The following is a 24742-nucleotide window of genomic DNA, read 5'->3' on the forward strand; positions in this document are numbered from 1 at the left end:
ATTGAAGCTTGTGAAGAGAACAAGACAATGATGCCACAGGCGATGGCGCTGCCACCAAAAAGCCCCCGCACTCCAGAAGGAGAGCGGGGGCTTGGGGGTTGCCACAGGGCGTACCTTGATCAGGCCGTCTGTGCCTTGCGCTTGCCGAGACGAGACAGCAGGAAGGGCCCGAGCAGCAGCAACAGCGAGGCCAGCCACAGGCCCTGCGAGATACCCGATTGCCACAGGATGCTGCTGTCGCCACCGCTGATGGCCAGGGCGCGGCGCAGATTCTCTTCCATCAGCCCGCCGAGCACGAAGCCCAGCACGATGGTCGCCAGCGAGAAGTTCAGCTTGCGCAGCAGATAGCCCAGCACGCCGATGCCCAGCATCAGGTAGATGGCGCCCATGTCGGAATGCAGCTGATAGACCCCGACGAAGGACAGGATGACGATGCCCGGCACCAGCGCCCAGCGCGGGATGGTCAGCACGCGAGCGAAGAAGCCGGCCAGCGGCAGGTTGAGCAGCAACAGCACGATGTTGCCGATGTACAGCGAGGCGATCAGACCGCCCGCGACCTTGGGATGCTCACTGAACATCATCGGGCCGGGGGTGATGTTGTAGAGCATCAGCGCGCCCAGCAGCACGGCGGTGGTGCCGGAGCCCGGAATGCCCAGGGTCAGCATCGGCACGAAGGAGCCCGCTGCGGACGCGTTGTTGGCGGCTTCCGGCGCGGCAAGGCCGCGCATGTCGCCGGTACCGAAGGTGTTGTCCTTGTCGCTGACACGCTTCTCGGTGGTGTAGGAAACAGCCCCCGCCACCGAGGCGCCGGTGCCCGGCAGCACGCCGATCAGGAAGCCGAGCAGACCGGAGCGCAGCATGGCGCCTTTGCAGTAGAGAATTTCCTTCATCGTCACGAAGACGCGACCGATGACAGGCAGAGCGCCGGACTTGCCATGCTGCAGGCGGCTTTCCAGCATCAGCAGGATTTCGCTGATCGCGAACATGCCGATGATCAGCACCACGAAATCGATGCCGTCGTAGAGATCGGGGATATCAAAGGTGAAGCGCTGGATACCGGTGCCGGAATCGACGCCGACGGTGCCGATCAATACGCCGAGGATGGCGCCCAGTGCGGTCTTGACCGGGTCATTGCCCATCATCACCGACATGGAGGCGAAGGCGAACACCATCATGGTGAACAGTTCCGCCGGACCGAACTGCACGGCCACCGTGGCCAGCAGCGGGGCGAACAGGGTCAGACCCAGGATCGCGATACTGGCGCCGACGAAGGAGCTGATCGCCGAGATGCCCAGCGCCGGCCCGGCCAGTCCGCGCTTGGCCAGCGGATAGCCGTCGAGGGTGGTCATCACGGCGCCTGCATCGCCCGGCACATTGAGCAGGATGCTCGACATCCGGCCGCCATATTCGGCGCCGGTATAGATACCTGCCAGCAGAATCAGCGCCGATTCCGCCGGCAGACCGAGGGTATAGGCCAGCGGCATCAGAATGGCGATGCCGTTGATGGGGCCGATGCCCGGCAGGGCGCCGAACAAGGTGCCCAGCAGTGCGCCACTGAAGGCCAGGCCAAGGTTGAGTGGCGTCAGTGCGACGCCAAAGCCCTGGATGATGAAATCAAACATGAGAAAACCCTCTCGGAATCAGGAAAACCACAGCCCGGTCGGCAGCGAGATTTCCAGCACGGCGGTGAACAGCACATAGCTTGCTCCGGCCATCAGTACGCCGGTCACGCAGGCGGCGCGCCAGCTGGCACCGAACAGTCGTGCGATGGCGGTGATGGCGGCGACGGCCGTGATGGGGTAGCCGAGACGTACGAAGAAGAAGGCGAAGGCGATCAGGATCACCATCACCAGTCCCAGCTGCAGCATCACGCTGGCCGATGGCCAGTCACCTTCCGGGCCGGGGCGCAGGATCAGCACCAGCGAGAAGATGGTCATCAGGATCGAGAGGCCGATGGGAAAGGCCTTGGGGCCTACCGGGTCGTAGGCGAAGGGAACTTCGATACTCAGGGACTGGGCGACGATGAACGCCGCCAGTCCCATCAGGGCGAAGCCCAGGATGCGATCGGCGGCGAGTCTCATTTTGTCAGTCCCACTTCCTTGGCGAGGTCTTTGAAGTCGGCGACCTGGTCTTTCACGTAGGTATCGAAATCAGCGCCGAATTTCTGGATCGGGAACAGTCCGCGGGCTTCACGAATCTCGGCGAATTCCGGCTTGTCGTTCAGCTGCTTGAGGCGCTCGACCCAGGTGTTGTAGTCGGCGTCACTGACGTCGTTGCCCATGTAGTAACCGCGCCAGATCGGCCAGGTCACGTCATAGCCTTGTTCCATGGCGGTGGGGATGTCGGCATAGGGGCCGCCCATGCGTTCTTCGGACAGCGCGGCCAGCACGCGAATCTTGCCGCTGGAAAGCTGGGCCTTGAGCTCGGACAGGTCACCGGTGAAGACCTTGATGTGATTGCCCAGCAGAGCGGCCAGTGCTTCACCGCCGCCTTCGAAGGACACATAACGCAGCTTGCGCGGCGAGACGTCGACGGACTTGGCGATCAGCGCGGCCTTCATCCAGTCCTGGCTGCCCACGGTGCCACCGGCGCCGAAGGGAATCTCACCGGGGTGGTCCTTGAGGTCCTGCATCAGCTCATCGAGGGTCTGCCACGGGGCATCGGCGCTTACCACCACCGCGCCGTAATCGACGCCCAGCGCGCCGACCCAGAGCACGTCATCGGCGCTGTACTTGCCGAACTTGCCCAGCGCCAGATTGACGGCGGCGCCGGTACTGGCGGCCACCACCAGATTCGGGTCATCGCTGCGCACGCCGATGATGTGGTTGTAGGCGACCGCGCCGATGCCGCCCGGCATGTAGGTGACCATCATCGGGGAATCGATGACGCCGGTTTCCAGCAGGCCGTTGGCGGCCAGGCGGCAGGTGAGGTCATAGCCACCGCCGGGCTTGGCCGGGGCGATGCATTCACTCTTGTCGGCCGCCGCCGCAGGCATGGCGACCAGGCTTGCCGCGGCCAGCGCGATGGGGGCAGTCATCGCGGCGACGAGGCGCAGCGGCGTGAAGTGGCGCAGTGATGAAGGCAGGCGTCGAGTCTGGGGCATGGTGTGCTCCTGATGGCTGTTGTTTTTGTCTTCGCAGCGCCTTTTGCTTTATGTTCTTGGCGGCAATGGCGCTGGCTGGGCAATGCATCGCAGGCGTGGATGCGATACCGGCATGGTATGAGCGCGACCTTTCATCAACCTGTCACTTTCCCTTCACCTTACTGAGACTTTGGACGCATGCGCCTGCTCGTCGTCGAGGATGACCCCCTCATTTCCAGCACCCTGCAGCGCAGTCTGACGGCGCTGGGCTATGCCATCGATGTCTTCGATAGCCTCGCCCCCGCTCGGGACGCGGCGCGCCAGGGCGGCTTCGATCTGATCCTGCTCGATCTCGGCCTGCCCGATGGACAGGGCATGGACCTGCTGGCGGAGCTGCGCCAGCGCAATGACCTGACCCCGGTGCTGATCATCACGGCGCGGGACGGCGTCGATGACCGCGTGCGCGGGCTGGATCTCGGTGCCGATGACTATCTGGCCAAGCCGTTCTCGCTGGTGGAGATGGAAGCGCGCGTACGTGCCTTGCTGCGGCGCAGCCAGGGGCGCAGCGACAACAGCGTGCGTTTCGGGCCGCTGTCGCTGTCGACCAGCAGCGGCATGTTCACGCTGTGCGAGACGACGCTGGACCTGCCGCCGCGCGAACGCCGCCTGCTGGAAAGCCTGATGCTGCACGCCGGCAAGGTGGTGTCGCGCGAGGTGATCGAAGGCAAGGTGTTCGGCTATGGTGAGGTGGGCTCGAATGCGCTGGAGGTCTACATCAGTCGGCTGCGCAAGCGCCTGACGGGCAGTGAGATCCAGATCCGCACTCTGCGCGGGCTGGGCTATCGGCTCGAGCTGATCGACGCCGGATGATCATTCACGGCAAGCTGCGCAATCGCCTGCTGGGCTGGCTGCTGAGCATGATGCTCATCGTCGGCGGCCTGTTGATGATGGACGCCTGGGTGACCAGTCAGCGCTCGGCGCAGCGTGCCTTCGACAGTCAGCTTGAAGATGCGCTGTTGACCATGACCGAGGCCATCCAGTGGCAGGATGATCAGCCGCGCATCATGATGCCGCCCGCCGCGCTCAAGATTCTCTCCACGCGCCATCAGGAGCGCGTCTTCTACCGTCTGATCGATGATGAGGGTCGGGTACTGGCCAACAACCTCGACATTGCGCTCTCCGCGAAGCTGCAGCGCGAGGCCGCCGAAGGCGATGTGTGGCACAACATCCACTATCAGGGCGTCGAGTGGCGCCTGCATGCGCGTAGCGTGCGCTCGGCGGGCTGGGAGCGGCAGTTCCGCGTGCAGGTCTGGGTCGGACATACCATCGAAGGGCGTGAGCAGCTGGCGCGAGAGCTTCTGACACGTGCCATGGGGCGCATTCTGGTGATGGGGCTGTTCGCCGCCATGATGATCTTCATCACCCTGCGCCTGGCGTTGACGCCGCTCAAGCGTCTGCGTCATCAGCTGCGTCGCCGCCAACCGCAGGATGCCAGCCCGCTGTCGGGCACCATGCCCGAGGAGATGCGTGAGCTGACCGATACCCTGGAGCAGCTTTTCCACCGCCAGGGGGAATCCCGCGATGCGTTGCTGCGCTTTACCGCCGATGCCAGCCATCAGCTGCGCACACCGCTGGCCGGCGTGCAGAACGCTGCTGAATTCGCGCTGGGCAGTGACTCGCCGGCGCAGTGGCATCAAGCCTTGAGCGATATCCATGCCAGCGCCGCGCGCACCAGTCGTCTGGCCGGGCAGTTGCTGAACCTGACGCGGCTGCGCCATCTGGCATTGCCCACGGAGCAGGACGCGCTGGATCTCGCTGACTTGCTGCGCAGCGTGGTGCTGGAGTGGGTCGATCACGACCTCGCGCGCCAGCATGATCTGGGGCTGGCCGAGCTGCCGGCACAGCCAATCTGCGTGATTGGCGAGCCGTGGGCGCTGCGCGAGATGATCGGCAATCTGATCGAGAATGCGCTGCGCTACACCCCAGTGGGCAGCGAGATCACCCTGGGGCTGAGCCTTGAGGCAGAGGGCGGGGGAGTGGTGCTGAGCATCGAGGACAACGGCCCCGGCGTCGACCCGCAGATGCTGGAACGACTCTGTCAGCCCTTCGAGCGCGCAGGGCGTCAGGACACTGATGGCTCGGGGCTGGGGCTGGCGATCGTCGAGACGATTGCCCTGCGTCATCAGGCCGAGTTGCAGGTCAGCAATCGCGACGCGGGAGGGCTGTGCGTGCACATTCGCTTTCCGGGGAGACAGCCATGAAGTTCACGCCTGACAGGCCGCTCGTCATGGCCTTCGCTATCGTTCCCTCCAGCGCGCCTATCATCGCACCCATCACCGTTCCCACGCGGGCACGCCGGGTCATGTATCGTCTGCTGCTCGCGCTGTGGGTCAGTGTGGCCATTCTCGCGGCGGCGATGCCAGTCAAGGCGACTGCGGCGCCCACCCAGGCTCGTCTGGTGGTCGAGGCGGCGATGGATCGCGAGGTGGCGGCGCCCCTGCTGGCGGCCTTCACGCGCCGCTATCCCGACGTCGAGCTCGATTACCGCGACCGCAGCTCGATGGCCGTCAATGCGCGAGCCCAGCAGCCAGACCCTCGGGTTGACGTCATTCTCAGCTCCGCGATGCCGTGGCAGGTGGCGCTGGTCAATCAGGGGCTGGCGCAACGACTCGACAGCGACGAGGCGCGGCAATGGCCACAATGGGCCAAGTGGCGCGATGAGGTCTTCGCCTTCACCTTCGAGCCCATCGTGATGGCCTACCGGCTGGACCTCGCCGCCAGGATGCTGCCGCCTGTCTCGCATGCGGATGTCCTGAATCTGTTGACGCAACACGCCGAGACGCTGGCCGGGCGGGTAGTGGCCTATTCGCCCTCAAAGAGTGCGCTGGGCTATGCGCTCTACCTGCAGGATTCCCGCTATTCGGGGCGCTTCTGGAAGCTGGTCGCGGCGTTGGGGCGGGTCGATGCCACCCTCGAGACCAGCACCCAGCGCATGCTGGAAGGCCTGAGTGACGGGCGCTACTGGCTGGGTTACAACCTGCTGGGCTCCTATGCGCTGCAATGGGCGCAGACGCATCCCGACATCATCGTGCAGATGCCCTCTGACTATGCGCTGATCTCGATGCGCACCGCCTTCATCCACCGCGATGCCCCGCACCCGGAGCAGGCGCGCGCCTTCATCAACTTCCTCATCGGTCGCGAAGGGCAGCATGTCGTGGCTGGCGAGACGCCGCTCTACAGCATCCGGGACGATATCGTCGGCCCTTTCACCGCCCAGTCACTGCGTGATCAGGTCGGTCAGCGCCTGTATCCGCAGCCGCTGGATGCCTCTTCGCTGAGCATGCTGGACACCGCGCGTCGCAATGACTTTCTGGCCCGCTGGTTCGATGCCTATTCGGGTGGCGCCCCGACGCCCTGATGGCCGCCTTCGCGGTGGCAGGCAGTCGTTACGCTCTCACCGCCCGCCAGCCCGCAGGCCGCGCCATCCGTGGCTTTAGTTGACCAGATGGTTAGTGCCGCCGGGACGTGAAGTTGCGAGTTTGATAGCCTGCGACGTTTGTCTCGGGCGGGGCGAATGGGTTATCATGGGTGATTACCTCGCAGCAACCGCTAGAACCGTAGTCATGGCGCCTGTCCATCGGGCCCTGCACTGCGGCTTTCGCGCATCCCTCATAAACTGCTACTGGGCGTTCGACATGCTACGTATAGCGCAAGAAGCTCTGACGTTTGATGACGTTCTTCTCGTCCCCGGCTACTCCGAGGTCCTCCCCAAGGACGTCAGCCTGAGATCACGTCTCACACGCGACATCAGCGTCAATATCCCGCTTATCTCCTCTGCGATGGATACCGTCACCGAAGCTCGCCTGGCCATCGCCATGGCGCAGGAAGGTGGTGTCGGCATCATCCACAAGAGCATGAGCATCGCCCAGCAGGCCGCGGAAGTCCGCAAGGTCAAGAAGCACGAAAGCGTCATCGTGCGTGACCCGGTCACTGTCAGCCCGAAGGCCAAGATCCAGGATCTGCTGGCAATGTCCGAGGAGCATGGCTACTCCGGCTTCCCGGTGGTCGAGGGCGAATACCTGGTCGGCATCGTGACCGGTCGCGACATGCGCTTCCAGCCTGACTTCAGCGATACCGTCGCCGGCATCATGACCGGCCGCGAGAAGCTGGTCACCGTGCTGGAAGGCACGCCGCTGGACCAGATCAAGGCCAAGCTGCAGGAAAGCCGCATCGAGAAGATGCCGATCGTCGATGACGAATTCCGCCTGCGCGGCCTCGTCACCGTTCGCGACATCGAGAAGGTCAAGACCTACCCGAACGCGGCGAAGGACAGCAACGGCAGCCTGCTGGTCGGCGCCGCCGTCGGCACCGGCCCGGAAACCCCGGACCGCGTCGCTGCACTGGCCGAAGCCGGCGTTGACGTCATCGTCGTCGACACCGCTCACGGTCACTCCAAGGGCGTGATCGACCGCGTCGCCTGGGTCAAGGAGCATCACCCGAAGATTCAGGTCATCGGTGGCAACATCGCGACCGCTGAAGCCGCCATCGCCCTGGCAGAAGCCGGCGCAGACGGCGTCAAGGTCGGCATCGGCCCGGGTTCCATCTGCACCACGCGTATCGTCGCCGGTGTCGGTGTGCCGCAGATGAGCGCCGTCGCCAACGTCGCGGCCGCCATGGCCAAGTACGACGTGCCGGTCATCGCCGATGGCGGTATCCGCTTCTCCGGTGACATCGCCAAGGCCATCGCCGCAGGCGCCAGCATCGTCATGATCGGCGGTCTGCTCGCCGGGACGGAAGAAGCGCCGGGCGAAGTCGAGCTGTTCCAGGGTCGTACCTACAAGGCGTATCGCGGCATGGGTTCCATGGGCGCCATGTCCCAGACCCAGGGTTCCAGCGACCGTTACTTCCAGGACAAGAATGCCGGCGTCGAGAAGCTGGTACCGGAAGGCATCGAAGGCCGCGTGCCCTACAAGGGTATGATGAGCGCCATCGTGCACCAGCTGATGGGCGGCCTGCGTGCCTCCATGGGCTACACCGGTAGCCAGACCATCGAAGAGATGCGCACCAAGCCGCAATTCGTGCAGATCACCGGTGCCGGCTTCGCCGAATCCCACGTCCACGACGTGCAGATCACCAAGGAAGCGCCCAACTATCGGCGCGACTGATACATAGCGAAGCGCGACGCAAAGCGGGAGCCCAACACGGGTTCCCGCTTTGCTTGGGTCGAACGAACTTTCGGTATCGGCTACCCTCGACGCCAGATTGTGTCGGCCCTGCGCTCCCTCGCAGCTCCGAAGCGGGTCTCACGACTCCCCAATGAGAGACTGAAGATGCAAGACATCCATTCCCACAAGATCCTGATCCTCGATTTCGGTTCCCAGTACACACAGCTGATCGCGCGTCGCGTGCGTGAGCTGGGCGTGTTCTCCGAGGTGCGTGCCTTCGACATCACCGAAGAAGAGATCCGCGAGTACAACCCCAACGGCATCATCCTGGCCGGTGGCCCGGAATCCGTCACCGAGCTGGACTCGCCGCGTGCGCCTGAGTGCGTGTTCGAGATGGGTCTGCCGGTGTTCGGCATCTGTTACGGCATGCAGACCATGGCCGAGCAGCTCGGCGGCAAGGTCGAAGGCTCCAACGTGCGCGAATTCGGCTATGCCCAGATTCGTGTCGATGGTGAGTCCGCGCTGTTCAAGGACATCAAGGACCACCTGGACGACGAAGGCCGCCCGCTGCTCGACGTCTGGATGAGCCACGGTGACAAGGTCGCGAAGGTCCCGGAGACCTTCACCGTCACCGCCTCCACCCCGAGCTGCCCGATCGCCGCCATGGCGTGGGAAGAGAAGCAGTTCTACGGCGTGCAGTTCCACCCGGAAGTCACCCACACCCTGCAGGGCCAGCGCATCCTCGAGCACTTCGTGATCGAGATCTGCCAGTCCGAGCGTCTGTGGACTCCGGCCAAGATCATCGAAGACCTCACCGATCGCGTTCGCGCTCAGGTCGGTGACCGCAAGGTGCTGCTCGGCCTGTCCGGCGGCGTCGACTCCTCCGTGGTCGCGGCGCTGCTGCACAAGGCCATCGGCGACCAGCTGACCTGCGTCTTCGTCGACAACGGCCTGCTGCGCAAGAAGGAAGGCGACCAGGTCATGGAAACCTTCTCCCGCCACATGGGCGTGAAGGTCATCCGTGTTGACGCCGAAGACCTCTTCCTCGGCAAGCTGGCTGGCGTCAGCGACCCGGAAGCCAAGCGCAAGGCCATCGGCAACACCTTCATCGAAGTGTTCGATGCCGAAGCCGCCAAGCTCAAGGATGTCGACTTCCTCGCCCAGGGCACCATCTACCCGGACGTGATCGAATCCGCTGCCAGCAAGACCGGCAAGTCCCACGTCATCAAGTCCCACCACAATGTCGGCGGCCTGCCGGACGACATGAAGATGGAACTGGTCGAGCCGCTGCGCGAACTGTTCAAGGACGAAGTCCGCAAGGTCGGCCTCGAACTCGGCCTGCCCTACGACATGGTCTACCGTCACCCCTTCCCGGGGCCGGGTCTGGGCGTGCGTATCCTCGGTGAAGTGAAGAAGGAATACGCGGATATCCTGCGTGAAGCCGACGCCATCTTCATCGAAGAGCTGCACAACTTCGACTGGTACCACAAGACCAGCCAGGCGTTCGCCGTCTTCCTGCCGGTCAAGTCCGTCGGCGTCGTCGGCGATGGCCGTCGTTACGAGTGGGTCATCGCCATTCGTGCCGTCGAGACCGTCGACTTCATGACTGCCCGCTGGGCGCACCTGCCGTATGAGCTGCTGGAGAAGGTCTCCAACCGCATCATCAACGAGCTGGAGCACGTCTCGCGCGTCACCTATGACGTCAGCAGCAAGCCGCCGGCCACCATCGAGTGGGAATGATCGCCTGACGATCACCCCTCGCGGAGCTGACGCAGCGTTCTGTCGAGACGGTCTCTTGAACTGATCGAGGCGAGAACGCAGCAAGCAAAAAGCCCTTCTGGCCATTGGCCGGAAGGGCTTTTTTGTGGGCACGATTCAGGAAACGCTTAATGCCTTGTTGACTCCAGCTCGGCTCACTCCTGCTTGGCTGGCTCTTGCCTGGCCTTCTGCAGGTTCAGCCGTACGCCGTGGGCGGAGTGGAAGAAGCCGAAGTCGGCCATCAGGCGGGTGTCGCCTGCGGGTGTTTGCCATTCGACTTCGGCACGGTGATTGCGGACTTCGTGCATTACGGCGTCGTATTTCAGCAGCAGTGAGTCCGGTTCGGCTTGCTCGGTCTTCACATCCCATTGTGTGACGACCAGCAGGTAGTCGCCGAGTTGTGGCTGATAGGTGGAGGTGAGATGCGCCTCGGTGAGCGTCAGCGGCAGCGTGTCGCCGTACTTGGAGAGCGACAGGTGCTGGCTGAGATAGTCGCCGAGCTGATCTGTCAGCGTCTGAGGCAAGGGAGCATCAGGCTTGGCGTCACCAAGCGCTGCCAGTTCCGGCGCGGCGATCAGCAGGTCTTCACGCGGGAACTGGAGAGTGAGCTTGAGCGTGTGCTGTGGCTGCTGCTCAAAGATGAGCGTGCTGCCGGGCAGGGCATGGGCGTGAGCCGTCTGGATGATGCCCATGCCGCTGATTCTCATGCCATTGGCGCCAAGCGTGGCCCCGCCGATCATCACCGCGAGCGTGAGCAGCGCCGCGCGCCACGGCGAGCTGCGGATCATTCGCTCTGGCCGCCGTAGTCGTCGGTGCGGTCACGCCATACCGAGTGCGGATGGTTGCCGACCTTGTCGGTGGACTTGTTCGATTGCAACGAGAATTCGATCCACAGCGACGGGCCGTGTATGCGCACATAATCGTTTTCGGCGCTGACCTGCGGCGTACCGGAGAAGCCGAGATAGGTCTCGGGAAGCTCGGAGGTGTACTTCTCCATGTAGGCCGCGGCTTCGGGGGCTGAGATATCGTCCACGTAGGTCTCGATGGCCGTCAGCAGCAGCGCTTGCTGGTCATCATCCAGTTCGGAGACCGGCAGGCCTTCATAGCTTTCGGGAATGGCATCGTCGGCCTGGGGGCCAGCGAGGATGTCGCGGTAGGTGCCTTCCAGCGTGGCCTCGGCCTGCTGATCATCGGAGAGCGAGCTCAACAGGGTGGCGAAGGCGTCGCGTTCCTGGGTCAGCGGCTCGTTCACGCGCCCGTTCATCTCGAAATAGGGGAAGGGTTCCACGCCACGGAAGGAGGGCGTGGCACCGGCCAGCTTGCCGTCGGTGTAGGTGTTGGCGAAGGCCATGTGGTGGCCGCCGTAGTACAGCTCCCAGGTGCCGGTCTCGCCGGGCGTGCCGAGGAAGGCGAACTTGGTGTTGTAGGAGGAGTAACCGGCCTTGTAGTCGGTGCTGACGGTGTTGATGTAGTCATCGGCGTTGAGCGTCTGGAGCATCTCGTCGAAGCCTTCATCGGGCGCGTGGCCGGTGGCTTCCAGCATGATGGCTTTGACGAGGCCGCGCTGCTTGATGTTCAGCTCGCCCAGCAGCACGCCGGGGCGTTTCGGGAAGGCGCCAGCGGGCAGATTGCTCCAGTTCTCGGCCTCAGCGAGGGAGTAGTCATGCTGCAGGTACTGCAGGATGTCATCGTCGGAGATATCCGCCTTGAGCAGATCAATCAGGCACAGCATGCGCTCATAACCGGGTGTGTCGCCGCACTCGGCGGCGCTCTCGGGGATGGGCACGCTCTGCATCTGGGTGCTGGTGTCGCCCATGCGCGCGCGCAGCGCCTGGTCTTCCGCTGACATCGGCGGCGGGCCATCGTGATCGGGCGGCGGCCCGTCGTGCCCCTGTTGTGCGAGGACGGGGAAGGACAGGAGCGCGGCCAGCGCGGCTCCTCCGGTCACTGCGAGACGTCGGGACATCGATGGGCCTATTTTCCGGGGACAGGAGGAAAACCTTAGCCCGCCTGACGTCGAGCAGGAAGCCTTCGCCAGATGATTTCTTTGTGCACATGCCGTGGCCTGTGCGTCGGCTGGCGACGACAGCTACGGGCCATGTCACGGCTCACGCCAGTGTCAGGTCTCCGTCGTATTCGAAGCGTCTTTCCTCGCCGGTGACGGGGTCAATGAACTCGAACCCCTTGGAGAGCAGCTGCAAGGGGCGCGCGTAGTCATCCGGCGAGAGCGGTTGCAGCACGGGGTAGTAGCGGTCATTCAGGATCGGCCAGCCCAGCGTCTGCATGTGCACGCGTAGCTGGTGGGTTCTGCCGGTGACAGGGTGCAGCTCGAACAATGCCTGGCGGTCTGTCTGCTGCACGCAGCGAATCACCGAGTGGCTGTTGGCCGCGCCGTCGGTGACATGAATGCGGAAGCGTTGCTCGCTCTGCTCGAGACGATTCTTCACCTCCCACTGCTGGCCCACCAGGGACTCATCGCTGTGGGTCTCCGCAATGGCCTGATAGGTCTTGTGGATATTCCGCGACTTGAACAGCTGATGGTAGAGGGGGCGCGTATCGGGATTGACGGAGCACAGCACCAGCCCCGCCGTGACCCTATCCAGTCGATGCACCGCCTGCAGCGCCTCTATCCCGGTGCGCTTGCGCAGTCGCTGCTGCAGGCACTCGTTCACGTACAGGCCGCCGGGCGTCACCGGCAGGAAGTGCGGCTTGTAGGCCACCAGAATGTGCTCATCCTGATAGAGAATCCGCTCCGCGAAGGGAATGCTCGGCTCGCTTGCCACCTCGCGGTAATAGAACACGCGCAGATGTGGCTGATAGGGCGACTCTGGCGTAATCAGCGAGCCATCATCGCGATGCACCTTGCCCTCGGCCATGCGCTCGCGCCAGCGTGACTCGGCAATCGCCGGAAACTTGAGCAGCAGATACTCCAGCACCGTCGTCACACCGGGATTGACCTGAGGCAGGCTCAGCTTGGAAGGACGCGCGGAAATGGACATGGCGGGCCTGAGTTCGTGGGGAGCGGCTTGAGGGAGCCATTGTACAGGGTGAGGCGGAGAGCGGCGTTGTCAGTAAGGGAAAGCTTTCATTCTAGATATGGGTAGTAAGATAAGCTCATTTGCCGATAATGATAAACCCTAAGATGGATATTGTTTAAATTTTAGCTAATATATAATTTCTATAGACTAAGAGAGTATTAGTTTCAGGGGTGTATGTTCTATAGAATTCAATGGTTGTAATTATATGGTTTATGTTCATCATGGCTAGAGGGATTTTGGCACATGATGTTTTGGGAATAGAAATTAGACATAGGTCGAAGTGGATAGATGTTTTTGATCTTCATGAAATATGTTTATCTGGAGTAATTGTTTTTTAGCACAGAATCTCATTAGTACTATGCTAGGGTGAAGTATATTTGATTGTTTTGAATAACCATGTGCATTGTGAAATATTAGGTTAAGCAATATTCTTTTTAATCGCGATATCAATAATATTATTTGATATACCGTTGTCCGCGAGGTGCTTAGAATGTCATTTGTGTTTGATAACTTGCAGTTTTCAAGAATAATTCTACATAATGTATATAAGCCTAACTCAGAAGGTAGCGTGGCTCCATTCCTTAGTAAAGTGCTTACTGAGCTCGACCCTATAGGGCAAGAGAAACTTCAACAAAGAATTAGTAGTGTTCTTGGTAATGGTTCTCATAGCCTACAAATGGATATTGCACAGAATAGTGAGGTAAGTTGCTTTCATAATGCAGTTAAGTTACTTGGCAGTAATGATGCTGGATTTATTAGTCAGTCAGCTGCACTTGCTGAACTTCATACTGCAGCACATACAAGCCAAAAGTGGCCGGGAGGGACCTTAATAATAATTGATGGGACTGCAGGTGCTGCTAATAAACGTTGCTTGTTTATTATTAAGGCTGAGCAGCAAGCAGGTTTTGTTGAAAAAGAAGTAGATAACAAAGTTGTAATGGAGTATTTGGAGAATCTTATTTTAACACCGCAGGCTAAGCTCTATAAAGTAGGTGTTTTTGTAGAGGTTATAACACAAGATAGAGCAGAGGATGCTGGTAACATAGATGGTTTTGAAGCATATGTATTTGATAACAATATAACCGCAAAAGATGATAGAAAGGCAGCAAGATATTTTTACTCAGGCTTCCTAGGTTTACGAGTCCCAGAAAACTCAGAGCAGCTAACTCGCAATTTTTACGAATATACTAAGAATTTTATAAATGACTCTGATATGTCTGTAGAAGATAAAGTAGACTTGCAGCAAGCTCTTCATACTTATCTTAAAACAGATCAAAAAACTACAATACAGAGTAGTGATTTTGCTGAGAGCTACATGCTTGAGGAATACAAAGATGATTATTGTCATTATTTGACTGGAAAGAACTTTCCTGCTCAAGCGATTCTGAAAGATACATCACTTATAAAGAGAAAGCTTCAGCATAGGAAGATGAGTTTTTCTACAAGTGTGAGAGTCATTGCTCCGGCAGAAAGCTTCGATGAAATGGTTCAAGTCCTTGAAGTAACAGACGATTATACTAAAATTCAGATACATGGAACACTAACAGAGCAAGAATGATGAACCGTGACGAGTTCGTTAGCTTATATGAGTCAGAGATTCCCATGTATACAGCATGGGCCGATTACGTATTAACTAAAATCGATAAAGAAATAAGATCAAGAGCTGGAGGCAATGAGAATTATTTCGAGTGGGTGAAAATCCCCCCTTCGAAAAGAATAAAAAGTAGTGACTCATTAGCTACAAAAGCGTTTGTAAGGAAGCGTGATAAATACGCCGACCCATATCTTGAAATAACAGATAAAGCCGGTGTTAGATTCGTTGTACTGCTTACATCGCAGTTGGAGTTACTGTCTGATATAGTGCAAGAATGTGATAGCTGGAAATTTTCAAAAGATAAAGAATTTGATGATTGGAAGACGCAAGATCCTAGAATGTTTGACTATCAATCGGTTCACTATGTAGTCTATGCCTCTAATGACATAGTGTATAACGATATTCAAATAGTAAAAGATACTCCTTGCGAGATTCAGCTAAGAACTTTGTTACAGCATGCTTACGCTGAGTTAGCACATGATACTATATATAAAAGTAGCAGCGTGGCTTCTCCAGAAGTATATAGAAGTTTTGCCAAAAGCATGGCTCTTATGGAAACCACGGATGAACTACTTTGTAATGCCAAGGCTAAGCTGGACGAAGAGGCACAAGAGTTTAATTCCTGGAGGGCTGCTGTTGACCGTGAAGCGAAAAAACGATTATCTGATACCAACATAGTTACAGATAATAAGTTGAACGATTATATTATATCCTCTTTGAATGTCCTGCTGAATAGAGTGTCAGTAGAAGAATTCTTAAGTTTTCTAGATAACGAATCCTATGGTTATATTTATGATAGAATTAGAAATAGACAGGACGACTATGCAGAGTTCAGAACTTCTATAATCCTGCTGACATACTTTCTGTCCTTTAGGTTTAAAAGTAGCCTTCACCGATATTGGCCTCTGGATGACAAGATCCTAGAAAAGATATATAGCGATCTAGGTCTTACTCCAAAATGGACAACTACTTAGCTATTTTAGTAAAAAGGTTATGGTTTAAAAAAGCCCTCCCGGCATCGCCGGGAGGGCTTTTTTGTGCGTCTTGCGGACTACGTTCACCGATGGGGTGATCTGCGGGGTTCTACTGAGATCAGACCATTACATCGGGTGTTGCTCTTCTTCGTAGAGCTCGGCCTTGGCGTCGCGTAGGACATCTTCGCAGGCGCTGTGGTTGGCCAGTTGCAGCATCAGATTCTGGCTGAGGGCGAAGCCCTTGCCCAAGCAGGTGTCGACCTCTTCGCGGGTGAGCGCCGGGGTGACATTGCAGTCAATCTTCATCGTACGACTACCGCCATCAAAGCGGTCGGCGAGGGCGCGCAAGCGCCAGGCAAGCCGTGTTTTCCAGCGGGCGGTGGGGTCGGGGCCTTCCGTCACGTCGAGCGTGCAACGCCATTCAGGTTTGTAGACCTTCATGTGAACCTCCTCGGCTGGTCGTTTTCAATGATCGATCGTGATGTTCTGCTCCGCGTGCTGTGCTTGATGTCGTGCCTTGTTGCTCGTACCAGAAATGCGTTCCAGTCGTGCATATGACAGTCGTGCTCGAGGCTCGCGCGTCATCTTGATCGACGACAGGCCGAGCCTCTCCCTCACCATACGAGTTTTGGCGCCGAGATACATCAGTCTGAGTGTAAACGTTGCTTATCCTGATGTATCTGCAACAGCTGCTCCAGCGCCAGATGCAGCCAGTCGAAAGTATCAAGCAGCCTCACGACCCGCGCTGGCTCGCCACTTTGTGCAGCGGTGACGGGGCTGTCAAGCGGAGTGTGCTCACCCAGCAGCTCCGCCAGGCTCTCGATCTGGATGCCTTCGCGTAATGCGAATGTCTCAAGCTCGCCACTGGCCAGCCAGATCTCCTGAATCACCGTCGGCACCGCACTCATGGCACAGGCGTAGTCGAGAATCTCGCCGCGCTCGCGTTCTGCTGCAATGCGCGCGGCATGCGCCAGCAGTTGGGTGCTCAAGGCCGGAAAGCGCGCCTTTGCAATGCGGGCCGGCAGCTGCGAGTCGCCAGGCTCGGGCGCTTGCCAGCGGCGCAGCGCAGGAGAGAGCTGGGTGGAAGAGCCCGGCATTGAAGCGTCTGACGACACACAATCAGACGGATGATCAGTCTTGGAGGCCATGTGGATAAACTCCAGCGCGGAGGGCGAGCCGGCAGGCCGGTCGAGGGTCGAGGGTCCAGGGTCAGGGCGAGACAGCAAAGCGATAGCCGCTGATGAATCAGACAGCGAGAAAGGCAGAGTGTTGGATGGCGGGCGAGTCAGCGTCTCTTGCGCGGCAGTCACTGCTGCTGTATTGCCCAACAATGGCAGCTATCGGATGCTAAACCCGCAGATGAAGCAGGAGTTTGCGCCAAAGAGGCGCGAGGTGGGGCTAGGCTGCCAAGTGATTAATTTTGCGTGAAAAATCATCGATCAATGCAACCAGGCAGCCACTTGGTGCGTACACAGCAACACGTGCCCGCTGCGTTGCAGCGCAGGCCCATTCCCCCTGGAGAGAATTGACATGACGAAGTACGCCGATCGAATCCGCATTTCCCTGTTGCTACTGCGCCTCGGGGTCTTCCTCGTGATCACGATGTGGACACTGGACAAGTTCTTCAATCCTGGCCACGCCGCCGCCATCTTCGAGAAGTTCTATGCCATCGGTGGCATGGGTGAGGGCATCGTCATCGCGATTGCCGTCATCGAGATGGTGCTGTTGCTGCTGTTCGTCACCGGCGTGAAGAAGACCCTCACCTACGGTCTGGTGCTGTTGCTGCACGCCGGGTCTACCTTCTCTGCCTTCAAGCAGTATCTGGACCCGTTCGATCACCTGCTGTTCTTCGCCGCCTGGCCGATGCTGGCCGCCTGTGTCGCGCTGTTCATGCTGCGCGAGATCGACACCTGCTTCACCCTCGGTGGCAAGCAGGCGCGTCTTGAGGAAGAAGCGGCACGCTAAGTGCCCGTGGCCGAGCTGGCTGCAAGGTTCGGCCATGGCCCTTGCTGAGATGACACACAAAAGCGCCGCTCGGGACGTACCCGGGCGGCGCTTTCATGTGGGGAGGTATCGCCATCGTGCGTCGTCGTGTGGCCTTGCTTGCTTGCGCCGGGGAGAGTGGGGGATCCAGCGTCGTTATGTGTTGTTTCTTGTTATATTTATCCAAAAGGCAATCGGTTGGCTTGTGTGCAGGTGGTGAAGCCGATGATTGTTTCTTCTGTGCTCCATAACCGGCATTACGTAATCATCTGATGGCAAGGCCCACAGGCAGCACTGTGCTTGCTCAGGTCACGCCATGCCTTGCTACGCCATGCGGGATTTCTGCTGCAGGCCCAGTGAGTCACTCAGCACCTTGAGGGCGCTGGAGAAGTCCTCGGCGTCGCTCGCCTCTGCGAGACTCTCCGCGCTGGCCTTCTCGCTGACGACACTGTTTGCGATGGTCTTGTCGCTAGCGCTGGTCATTCCACTGCCGCTGACGCTGGCCATGCCGCGATCGCTGGCGATCACCTGACCGACGGAGTGAGCAGTGTCGCTGCCGAGTGCGTCGTCACTGGCGTTGCGCGCGATGATGGCGTGGAGGGCCGGCAGGCTGGCGTGATTGTGGAACTGCCAGACGCCATAGATGCGGCCATCGAAGGAGGCTTCACTGCCCAGTGTCGGGTCGACGGCGAGCCCGGCGCCCAGCCCGAACATGTAGAGGCCCGCAAGACGCTGGCCGTGGATATCGCAGGGGTTGCCGTTGGCATCGGAATCCAGCCCGCCATTCACCTCGCGCAATGTGATGGGCTGATGATGGGCGTCGCTGATGGTGGGCAGAATCGGCTGATAGCCGTTGCACTGCACCACGATGGGCGCGTCGGCGAGCACTTCGCTGGCCAGTTCCAGGCGTTGGGCACTGCCGGGGCCGGTCTGTACCAGCTGGATATCCATTGCGCACTCTTCGATGCGGCCGGTGGCCAGAATTTCCTGACCGATGACCAGCGCCCGGTAGCGCAGCCCGCCGGAGCGGTTGATGCGACCGCTGATCGGGCATACATCGCGCTCGGCATCATAGTGATAGCCTGCGGCGCGCGCTTCTTCGGCATTCTCGAAGAACAGCCGAATCGGCGAGCGATGCAGCAGGGTGATCTCCTTGACGCGGGTATTGCGCAGCGCGTCGGCCAGCACGTCGAGCATCGAGAAGGCGCTGTGCGAGCCCCCCACCACACAGACGCGACCACCACGCCGCAGGCGCGGCAGCAGCAGGCTGCGCAGCTGTCCCGGCGGCATGCGCAACAGCTCATCGCCGCTGTAGATGCGTGCGCGCCGCGACGGCGTCAGTCCCTGACGATTGAGGCTCTGGGTCAGTTGCTCCGGGCACTGCTGGCCGCCCAGATTGAGCACCAGGTTCTCGGTGCGCAGCCGCGACGTGCGCTGGGCCACTTCCGGTTCATGCGAGAGGGTCAGAATGCTGGTGCCGTCGAGGTACTGCAGCGTGTCCAGGCTGGTGCCGCACCACATCTCGACGCCCGGCAGGGCGGTGATGTGCGCCAATACCAGGGCACTGGCGGCTTCCAGCAGCTCGCCGATCTCATCGAGTCGCGGGGAGGAGTAGGGATCGGCGCGGATTCGCTCCAGACAGGGTTCGCCTTCGAGCGGGGCCAGCACGTCGACGAGTGCCGGGTCGCGCAGGCAGTCGAGGAACACATCGCCGACCGAGTTGGCGGTGATGCGATATTCGCCCAGCCGACCTGCGCCAAGCTTGCCGCTGGCGTGGGTGCCGCCGGCATCGAGAATCAACAGTCCGTGGCGGGCCAGTGTCGTGATCTGGCCTGTCTTGAGGGCATTGAACAGAAACCCCATGCCTGCCGGGCCGACACCGGCCACGATACATCCGTAGCCCGTGATTCTTGAGAGGTCCTTCATGTCGTCTTGCTCCCTGGGTCGTAGTGACATCTTGTGGCTGTTTGGGTAGAGAGGTGTGATCCCCTCTGACAGCTGGCGGCTTGAAGACTGCGCCGCTCTATTGCTGATCCCCTGTCGTCGGGGCAGCGGTGACCGTGGTGTTGCGGGTGGCAAAGATCGCCTGTCCGTGCGATATCATTTGCTCTTTGACGTGCTATTACAGCAACTTGCATGCGTGTGGTGCCGTGCATTGCGGCGGTGAAGCTGCGGGATTCACGTCAATGCTGTTTCCATGGTGTTGCCGGTTCTGAGTGCCGGTTCTGAGTGCCGGCGACCTGTGCCTTGCACCGGGCTTGATGACCGGTTTCATGACCAGCGTGATGAGCGGCTTCGCACGAGCTGTCAGTACGCTTGCAACGATCCAATTCGGGAGACCACCCCGAGATCGAAAACGCCTGTGCGGCACGGACAGCATTTCGCTATCTGCAAGTCATTGATATTAATGACATCGATTCAGATAGAGCCTCTGGACGCGCAGCGGCACCGCTGCGGTAGCCGAGCGGTATCCAGCAGCACATCACTGATGAGAGGTGGCATTCCTCATACCCGGTATGGGGGTGGGCCCATCTCGGTATGCGCCAATCCTGGTGTGTCATTGGCACTGATAGTCTGAGGCAGATAACAAGAACGTCTTGATGATTATCCCGTCACGAATGTCGGCGCCATTTTCGTGAAGTGCGCTGCAGGAAATGCACGGCGTGAAATATGCAGCGACTCGGCCACCGCCTGATATGGGATTTCGTGACATGCCAACTGACCGTTGGCCATTTTGTTTAATTAACGATAATTAATAAATGATATTTGGCGGGAATCGAATCCTGTCGTGACGAAAATCATGCTTTGAGTTGAGTCACATTCGAGCTGGCTCATACGGTGTGCTGAGAGGTGAGTCTGGCGGGCAAGAGAGGGCGTTGCTCAAAAAGGCTATCTCGCCTGGGGAGCCGGTATCAGATGCTGGCATCCGTGGCAGGCGTTAGTGGCCACGCTCTGCTATGCTCTGCGCCCGCGCGTAAGCCCGTTCGGCTCGTGCCTGTTCATCGATTGAAGGAATGTCCCCGTGACTGACGCCACCGCCACCCCTGCCTTTGCCTCTCTGGCGCTGGCGCCCGAGCTGCTCGACAACCTCGCCACGCTCGAATATCACACCATGACGCCGATTCAGGCGCAGAGCCTGCCGCCGATGCTGCAAGGCCGCGATGTCATCGCCCAGGGCCAGACCGGCTCCGGCAAGACCGCTGCCTTCGGCCTGGGGCTGCTGTCACGCCTCAAGGTCTCGCGCTTCCGTGTGCAGTCACTAGTGCTGTGTCCGACACGTGAGCTGGCCGATCAGGTTGCCGGCGAGATCCGTCGTCTGGCGCGCGGCCTGCACAACGTCAAGGTGCTGACTCTGTGCGGCGGCGCGCCCTTCGGCCCGCAGCTGGGCTCGCTGGAACACGGCGCGCACATCATCGTCGGCACGCCGGGGCGCGTGGATGAGCACCTGCGCAAGGGCAGCCTGAGCCTGGTCGAGCTCAATACCCTGGTGCTGGATGAAGCCGACCGCATGCTCGACATGGGCTTTGCCGAGGTGCTGGATGCCATCGTCGCCGAGACCCCGGAGGAGCGTCAGACGCTGCTGTTCAGCGCGACCTTCGCCGATGGCGTGCGTCCGATCGCCGAGCGCATGCTGCGTGATCCGGTCAGCATCGAGGTGGCCTCCACCCACGATGACAGCAGCATCCGTCAGCTGTTCCACCGTGTCGCCGATGACGAGGCGCGCTTCGAGGCGCTGCGTATCCTGTTGCTCAAGTACCGCCCGGAATCCAGCGTGGTGTTCTGCAACACCAAGCGTCAGGCGCAGGAAGTCAGCGATGCGCTCAATGAGCATGGCTTCAGTGCCATGGCGCTGCACGGTGACCTCGAACAGCGCGAGCGCGACCAGACACTGGTGATGTTCGCCAACAAGAGCACCTCGATTCTGGTGGCTACCGATGTCGCGGCGCGCGGGCTGGATATCGAAGCGCTGGATGCGGTGTTCAACTACGAGATCGCGCGTGATCTCGATGCCCACGTGCACCGTGTCGGGCGTACCGGCCGCGCCGGCAGCTCCGGTATCGCCTGCACGCTTTACACCGAGAAGGAAGACTATCGCCTGACCAAGCTGGGTGAATTCCTCGAGCAGACGCTGGAAGCCGAGCCGCTGCCCTCGAAAAGCATGCTGACGCGCGAGCCGTTCCATGCGCGCATGGCGACGCTGCAGATCGACGGTGGCAAGAAGGACAAGCTGCGTCCCGGCGACATCCTCGGCGCGCTGACCGGTGACGGCGGCCTGGAAGGCAGCAAGATCGGCAAGATCAAGGTACTGGCGCGGACCACCTTCCTCGCCGTGGAGCGTGATGTCGCCAAGTCGGCACTCACCCAGCTGATGAATGGCAAGCTCAAGGGGCGCTCCTTCCGCGCGCGTCGTCTCAAGAGCTGAGGCGGGCAGCGTCGGTGACGCGCCTGACCGGTAGCGGCGAGAAGCCTGAGAGGGACTGAACCAGGCTTTTCATCTGCCATGCGACCTTGATATCACCCCAAGCGATGCCCGCCACCACGGCGGGCATCGTGCTTTTTGAGCAGCAGATTGACGCTCGCAGCCGCTGCGGGCGGTGGCTAAGCTTGAGGTAACGTCCCTGACCATCAGGGCGCTGATTCGGTACCTCGTGATGACTGCCAACGCCGTCGATAATCTTCGCATCCGTGAAGAACGTCTCATTGATCATGAGCGCATCTACCGCATTCATGAGTCCGTCTTTGCCGGCCATCGTGAAGCGCGCCTGGGTGACAGATTGCGTCGAGGCAATCTGGCGCAGATCTCGCTGGTGGCCGAGCGTGTCACCGACCCGGAGACCGGCCGTCACCTCAGTGAAGGCGAGGGCGGCCTGCTGGGGCATGTGATGGTGTCGCGCGTGGAGCTTTCCGGCTACCCGGACCGCGTGCTGATGGCGTTGGCGCCGCTGGCGGTGCTGCCCCAGCATCAGCGTCACGGCATCGGCAAGCGGCTGGTGATCTCGGCGGTCAAGCGCTGCCGGCTGCTGGGGGCGGGGGCCGTGGTGGCGGCAGGCCATGCGGATTTCTATACCCACCTGGGCTTTCATCCGGCGTGTCATTACGGGCTCTACTGCCATCATGACGACGTGCCGGGTTCCTTCGTCGCCTTCGAGCTGCTGCCGGACTATCTGGAGGGGCTGGGCGGTGAAGTGCAGTTTCCCGATACCTTCTCTGAGCTGGGTATCTGAGCAGCCCTGAGCGATTGGTTTTGATCAGCAACAGGCAACTCGGCGTTGCGTGACCCTTGAAACAGCAAGGCTCCCGCTCCATGTCATGGGTAACACCACGTGACAGCCTGCGCGTGATGGCAGCTGTCGCGTCATTCCGACCGATGATTTAAGGAGAGACATCATGAAGCTCAAGACTCTGGGTAGTTCGCTGATGATTGCCATGCTCGGTCTCGGTGGCCTGTCGCTCGCCGGTTGCGAGGACGAAGGCCCGATGGAGAAGGCCGGTGAGAAGATGGACAACGCCGTCGAGGAAGCCGGTGATAGCGTCGAGAACGCCACCGATAGCTGAGGCTCGGCTGCCAGCGCTGCGATGAGTCGCCGCTGACCTGAGCTGTCATCAGACACAAGAAGGCCCCGCCTCCCATGAGGCGGGGCCTTCTTGTGTCTGGCTCGGGGAGAAAGCAATCCGCTTATGCCGAGGCGGGCTGCTGCTCGCTCTGCTGCTTGCGGTCCGCGACGGCGGCGTCGTAGGCGCGGCTTTCCTCGGCTTCAGTGGCGGCGCTGAAGCGCACCAGCAGCGCGAACAGCGAGATCACGATCACGCCCATGCCCAGGTACATCAGGCCTTCCTGGTAGGTCAGCTCTTCACTGCGGAACAGGAAGCCCGCGGCGACCGCGCCCGCGTTGCCGCCCGCGCCGACGATGCCGGCGACCGCGCCGAGTGCCTTGCGATTGACGAAGGGCACGATACCGAAGGTCGCGCCTTCCGCCATCTGCACGAAGAGGCTGAAGACCAGCATGATGCCGATGGCGACTGCGAGGGTTTCCATCTGGGCGAAGCCGACCAGCGCCACGCCTTCACACAGCAGCGCGATGAACAGCCAGCGCACGCGGCCCTTGAGGCCGGACTGGCGCGCGAACAGGTCGGAGAACACGCCGCCCAGGGTGCGGGCGAACAGGTTCATCAGGCCGAACAGGCCCGCGATGAGACCAGCGGTGGCGAGATCGAGATCGAAGTGGTCGAAGAAGTAGATGGCGGCGACGTTGTTGATGGTCAGCTCGACCCCGAAACAGGCGCCATAGACGAGGAACAGGGCCCAGACGCGAATGTCGCGTGCCGCCGCGCCGAAGGTGGCGCGCATGCTGTATTCCTTCTCGGCCTTGGGCAGCTCACCACGCTCACGCAGCTCGCTGAAGTTGCCGTCCGGCGCATCCTGGGTGAAGAAGTAGTAGGCGATACCGGTCAGGAACAGCACGATGCCCGGCACGACCATCGCCAGACGCCAGCCCAGGGTCTGCTCGACGCCCAGCATCAGCAGGCCGGCCATCACCAGCGGCATCAGCATCTGAGTGGTGCCGCCGCCCAGGTTGCCCCAGCCCGCGGTGGTGGCGTTGGCGGTGCCGACCACGTTGGGTCCGAACATCACGGAGGTGTGGTACTGGGTGATGACGAAGGAGGCGCCGATGGCACCGATGGCCAGACGGGCCAGGAAGAAGGATTCGAAGCTGTCGGCGAAGCCGATGCACATCACCGGCAGCGAGCCGAGGCACAAGAGCCAGGTGTAGGCCTTGCGTGGCCCGATGCGATCACACAGCACGCCGATGGCGAGGCGCACGATCACCGTGATGGCGACGGAGGCGATGATGGTGTTGCCGATCTGGGTCTTGGTCAGGCCAAGGTCGTCACGCACCACGGCCATCAGCGGCGCGATGCCGAACCAGCCGAAGAAGCAGACGTGGAAGGCGAACCACGACATGTGGAAGGCGCGCATTTGCGGGGTGTTGAAGCTGAACAGCCGAATGCGGCTGGCCTTGTTGCGGATATCCATGAGTGGGCTCCTGATTCAGCGTCGGTGCCGGGCACGAAGTCAGGTGTGCTCGGCGAGTGGTCGAACGGCTGTGAATGAACGACAGCAAGGGCGCCTCGTCATTGAGGGGCCT

General features: G+C 60.4%; 22 protein-coding genes. 11 read left to right on the forward strand and 11 right to left on the reverse strand.

Going from position 1 to position 24742, the window contains the following annotated elements:
• Positions 1-119: 119 nt before the first annotated feature.
• Genes QD356_RS10905 through QD356_RS10915 form a run of 3 tightly spaced genes read right to left on the reverse strand, consistent with a single transcriptional unit; the run spans position 120 to position 3103 of the window.
• Positions 120-1622 (reverse strand): tripartite tricarboxylate transporter permease, encoded by a 1503-nt coding sequence (locus QD356_RS10905; RefSeq protein WP_107335583.1) that lies wholly within the window; start codon positions 1620-1622, stop codon positions 120-122.
• Positions 1623-1640: 18 nt separating this feature from the next.
• Complete coding sequence (locus tag QD356_RS10910; RefSeq protein ID WP_192838611.1) at positions 1641-2081, reverse strand: tripartite tricarboxylate transporter TctB family protein; 441 nt, start codon at positions 2079-2081, stop codon at positions 1641-1643.
• On the reverse strand, positions 2078-3103 hold the full coding sequence (locus QD356_RS10915; protein WP_192838610.1) for a tripartite tricarboxylate transporter substrate binding protein: 1026 nt from the start codon (positions 3101-3103) through the stop codon (positions 2078-2080). Before QD356_RS10915 ends, QD356_RS10910 begins: the two co-directional genes overlap by 4 nt.
• Before the next feature lie 177 nt (positions 3104-3280).
• Here QD356_RS10915 and QD356_RS10920 point away from each other — a divergent pair, with 177 nt between their 5' ends.
• The 5 genes from QD356_RS10920 to guaA all read left to right on the forward strand — a co-directional run bounded on the left by QD356_RS10920 (position 3281) and on the right by guaA (position 9987).
• Positions 3281-3952: a response regulator gene (locus QD356_RS10920; RefSeq protein ID WP_107335580.1), complete on the forward strand. Its 672-nt coding sequence runs from the start codon at positions 3281-3283 to the stop codon at positions 3950-3952.
• Entirely contained in the window at positions 3949-5343 is a 1395-nt protein-coding gene (locus QD356_RS10925) for a sensor histidine kinase (RefSeq protein WP_192838609.1), read from the forward strand. The genes QD356_RS10920 and QD356_RS10925 overlap by 4 nt, the downstream gene beginning before the upstream one ends.
• Positions 5340-6500, forward strand: a complete 1161-nt coding sequence (locus QD356_RS10930) for an ABC transporter substrate-binding protein (protein WP_225996521.1) — start codon at positions 5340-5342, stop codon at positions 6498-6500. Before QD356_RS10925 ends, QD356_RS10930 begins: the two co-directional genes overlap by 4 nt.
• Before the next feature lie 277 nt (positions 6501-6777).
• Positions 6778-8247 (forward strand): IMP dehydrogenase, encoded by a 1470-nt coding sequence (guaB, locus tag QD356_RS10935; protein ID WP_054555314.1) that lies wholly within the window; start codon positions 6778-6780, stop codon positions 8245-8247.
• A 165-nt stretch (positions 8248-8412) separates the two neighbouring features.
• Positions 8413-9987, forward strand: coding sequence for a glutamine-hydrolyzing GMP synthase (gene guaA, locus QD356_RS10940; RefSeq protein ID WP_054555315.1), 1575 nt, complete (start codon positions 8413-8415; stop codon positions 9985-9987).
• A 173-nt stretch (positions 9988-10160) separates the two neighbouring features.
• On the opposite strand, the gene QD356_RS10945 is transcribed toward guaA, so the two are convergent.
• From QD356_RS10945 to QD356_RS10955, 3 genes are all read right to left on the reverse strand, one after another.
• Entirely contained in the window at positions 10161-10793 is a 633-nt protein-coding gene (locus QD356_RS10945) for a hypothetical protein (RefSeq protein ID WP_192838608.1), read from the reverse strand.
• Positions 10790-11971, reverse strand: coding sequence for a DUF3500 domain-containing protein (locus QD356_RS10950; RefSeq protein ID WP_225996520.1), 1182 nt, complete (start codon positions 11969-11971; stop codon positions 10790-10792). Before QD356_RS10950 ends, QD356_RS10945 begins: the two co-directional genes overlap by 4 nt.
• A 142-nt stretch (positions 11972-12113) precedes the next feature.
• On the reverse strand, positions 12114-13004 hold the full coding sequence (locus QD356_RS10955; RefSeq protein WP_192838607.1) for a pseudouridine synthase: 891 nt from the start codon (positions 13002-13004) through the stop codon (positions 12114-12116).
• A gap of 529 nt (positions 13005-13533) precedes the next feature.
• On the opposite strand from QD356_RS10955, the gene QD356_RS10960 reads away from it, so the two are divergent.
• Positions 13534-14601: a nucleoid-associated protein gene (locus QD356_RS10960; protein WP_192838606.1), complete on the forward strand. Its 1068-nt coding sequence runs from the start codon at positions 13534-13536 to the stop codon at positions 14599-14601.
• A 44-nt stretch (positions 14602-14645) separates the two neighbouring features.
• Entirely contained in the window at positions 14646-15611 is a 966-nt protein-coding gene (locus tag QD356_RS10965) for a (p)ppGpp synthetase (RefSeq protein WP_192838605.1), read from the forward strand.
• 126 nt (positions 15612-15737) lie between these two features.
• Here the strand turns inward: QD356_RS10965 and QD356_RS10970 are convergent, their stop codons facing one another.
• Entirely contained in the window at positions 15738-16052 is a 315-nt protein-coding gene (locus QD356_RS10970; RefSeq protein WP_043333722.1) for a hypothetical protein, read from the reverse strand.
• A 203-nt stretch (positions 16053-16255) separates the two neighbouring features.
• Positions 16256-16759 carry a hypothetical protein gene (locus tag QD356_RS10975; protein ID WP_192838604.1) on the reverse strand — a complete coding sequence of 168 codons (504 nt, stop codon included), beginning with the start codon at positions 16757-16759 and terminating at the stop codon, positions 16256-16258.
• A gap of 382 nt (positions 16760-17141) precedes the next feature.
• Here QD356_RS10975 and QD356_RS10980 point away from each other — a divergent pair, with 382 nt between their 5' ends.
• Positions 17142-17576, forward strand: coding sequence for a hypothetical protein (locus tag QD356_RS10980; RefSeq protein WP_043333725.1), 435 nt, complete (start codon positions 17142-17144; stop codon positions 17574-17576).
• A 342-nt stretch (positions 17577-17918) separates the two neighbouring features.
• Here QD356_RS10980 and QD356_RS10985 read toward each other — a convergent pair whose 3' ends face one another.
• Positions 17919-19520 (reverse strand): pyridine nucleotide-disulfide oxidoreductase, encoded by a 1602-nt coding sequence (locus tag QD356_RS10985; RefSeq protein ID WP_192838603.1) that lies wholly within the window; start codon positions 19518-19520, stop codon positions 17919-17921.
• 1096 nt (positions 19521-20616) lie between these two features.
• Here QD356_RS10985 and dbpA point away from each other — a divergent pair.
• The gene (gene dbpA / locus QD356_RS10990) at positions 20617-22017 is read left to right on the forward strand and encodes an ATP-dependent RNA helicase DbpA (protein WP_043333726.1); all 1401 of its coding nucleotides are present in this window, start codon (positions 20617-20619) and stop codon (positions 22015-22017) included.
• On the opposite strand, the gene QD356_RS10995 is transcribed toward dbpA, so the two are convergent.
• Positions 22007-22324, reverse strand: coding sequence for a hypothetical protein (locus QD356_RS10995; protein ID WP_192838602.1), 318 nt, complete (start codon positions 22322-22324; stop codon positions 22007-22009). The genes dbpA and QD356_RS10995 overlap by 11 nt on opposite strands.
• A 45-nt stretch (positions 22325-22369) precedes the next feature.
• Here QD356_RS10995 and QD356_RS11000 point away from each other — a divergent pair, with 45 nt between their 5' ends.
• A complete protein-coding gene (locus QD356_RS11000; RefSeq protein WP_165873884.1) occupies positions 22370-22819 on the forward strand; it encodes a GNAT family N-acetyltransferase in 450 nt (149 codons plus the stop codon).
• Between the two features lie 163 nt (positions 22820-22982).
• Complete coding sequence (locus tag QD356_RS11005; RefSeq protein ID WP_166019763.1) at positions 22983-23150, forward strand: hypothetical protein; 168 nt, start codon at positions 22983-22985, stop codon at positions 23148-23150.
• Positions 23151-23271: 121 nt separating this feature from the next.
• Here QD356_RS11005 and QD356_RS11010 read toward each other — a convergent pair whose 3' ends face one another.
• The gene (locus QD356_RS11010; RefSeq protein ID WP_043333727.1) at positions 23272-24630 is read right to left on the reverse strand and encodes a NarK family nitrate/nitrite MFS transporter; all 1359 of its coding nucleotides are present in this window, start codon (positions 24628-24630) and stop codon (positions 23272-23274) included.
• Between the last annotated feature and the right edge of the window lie 112 nt (positions 24631-24742).

This window comes from Cobetia sp. 2AS (assembly GCF_029846355.1).
In the GTDB taxonomy this organism is placed as follows: Bacteria; Pseudomonadota; Gammaproteobacteria; order Pseudomonadales; family Halomonadaceae; genus Cobetia; species Cobetia amphilecti.

Bases quoted from the DNA above. Each gene is read 5' to 3' on its own strand.
- QD356_RS10905 (WP_107335583.1), bottom strand. From the start codon at position 1,622: ATGTTTGATTTCATCATCCAGGGCTTTGGCGTCGCACTGACGCCACTC.
- QD356_RS10910 (WP_192838611.1), bottom strand. From the start codon at position 2,081: ATGAGACTCGCCGCCGATCGCATCCTGGGCTTCGCCCTGATGGGACTG.
- QD356_RS10915 (WP_192838610.1), bottom strand. From the start codon at position 3,103: ATGCCCCAGACTCGACGCCTGCCTTCATCACTGCGCCACTTCACGCCG.
- QD356_RS10920 (WP_107335580.1), top strand. From the start codon at position 3,281: ATGCGCCTGCTCGTCGTCGAGGATGACCCCCTCATTTCCAGCACCCTG.
- QD356_RS10925 (WP_192838609.1), top strand. From the start codon at position 3,949: ATGATCATTCACGGCAAGCTGCGCAATCGCCTGCTGGGCTGGCTGCTG.
- QD356_RS10930 (WP_225996521.1), top strand. From the start codon at position 5,340: ATGAAGTTCACGCCTGACAGGCCGCTCGTCATGGCCTTCGCTATCGTT.
- guaB (WP_054555314.1), top strand. From the start codon at position 6,778: ATGCTACGTATAGCGCAAGAAGCTCTGACGTTTGATGACGTTCTTCTC.
- guaA (WP_054555315.1), top strand. From the start codon at position 8,413: ATGCAAGACATCCATTCCCACAAGATCCTGATCCTCGATTTCGGTTCC.
- QD356_RS10945 (WP_192838608.1), bottom strand. From the start codon at position 10,793: ATGATCCGCAGCTCGCCGTGGCGCGCGGCGCTGCTCACGCTCGCGGTG.
- QD356_RS10950 (WP_225996520.1), bottom strand. From the start codon at position 11,971: ATGTCCCGACGTCTCGCAGTGACCGGAGGAGCCGCGCTGGCCGCGCTC.
- QD356_RS10955 (WP_192838607.1), bottom strand. From the start codon at position 13,004: ATGTCCATTTCCGCGCGTCCTTCCAAGCTGAGCCTGCCTCAGGTCAAT.
- QD356_RS10960 (WP_192838606.1), top strand. From the start codon at position 13,534: ATGTCATTTGTGTTTGATAACTTGCAGTTTTCAAGAATAATTCTACAT.
- QD356_RS10965 (WP_192838605.1), top strand. From the start codon at position 14,646: ATGTATACAGCATGGGCCGATTACGTATTAACTAAAATCGATAAAGAA.
- QD356_RS10970 (WP_043333722.1), bottom strand. From the start codon at position 16,052: ATGAAGGTCTACAAACCTGAATGGCGTTGCACGCTCGACGTGACGGAA.
- QD356_RS10975 (WP_192838604.1), bottom strand. From the start codon at position 16,759: ATGGCCTCCAAGACTGATCATCCGTCTGATTGTGTGTCGTCAGACGCT.
- QD356_RS10980 (WP_043333725.1), top strand. From the start codon at position 17,142: ATGACGAAGTACGCCGATCGAATCCGCATTTCCCTGTTGCTACTGCGC.
- QD356_RS10985 (WP_192838603.1), bottom strand. From the start codon at position 19,520: ATGAAGGACCTCTCAAGAATCACGGGCTACGGATGTATCGTGGCCGGT.
- QD356_RS10995 (WP_192838602.1), bottom strand. From the start codon at position 22,324: ATGAATGCGGTAGATGCGCTCATGATCAATGAGACGTTCTTCACGGAT.
- QD356_RS11005 (WP_166019763.1), top strand. From the start codon at position 22,983: ATGAAGCTCAAGACTCTGGGTAGTTCGCTGATGATTGCCATGCTCGGT.
- QD356_RS11010 (WP_043333727.1), bottom strand. From the start codon at position 24,630: ATGGATATCCGCAACAAGGCCAGCCGCATTCGGCTGTTCAGCTTCAAC.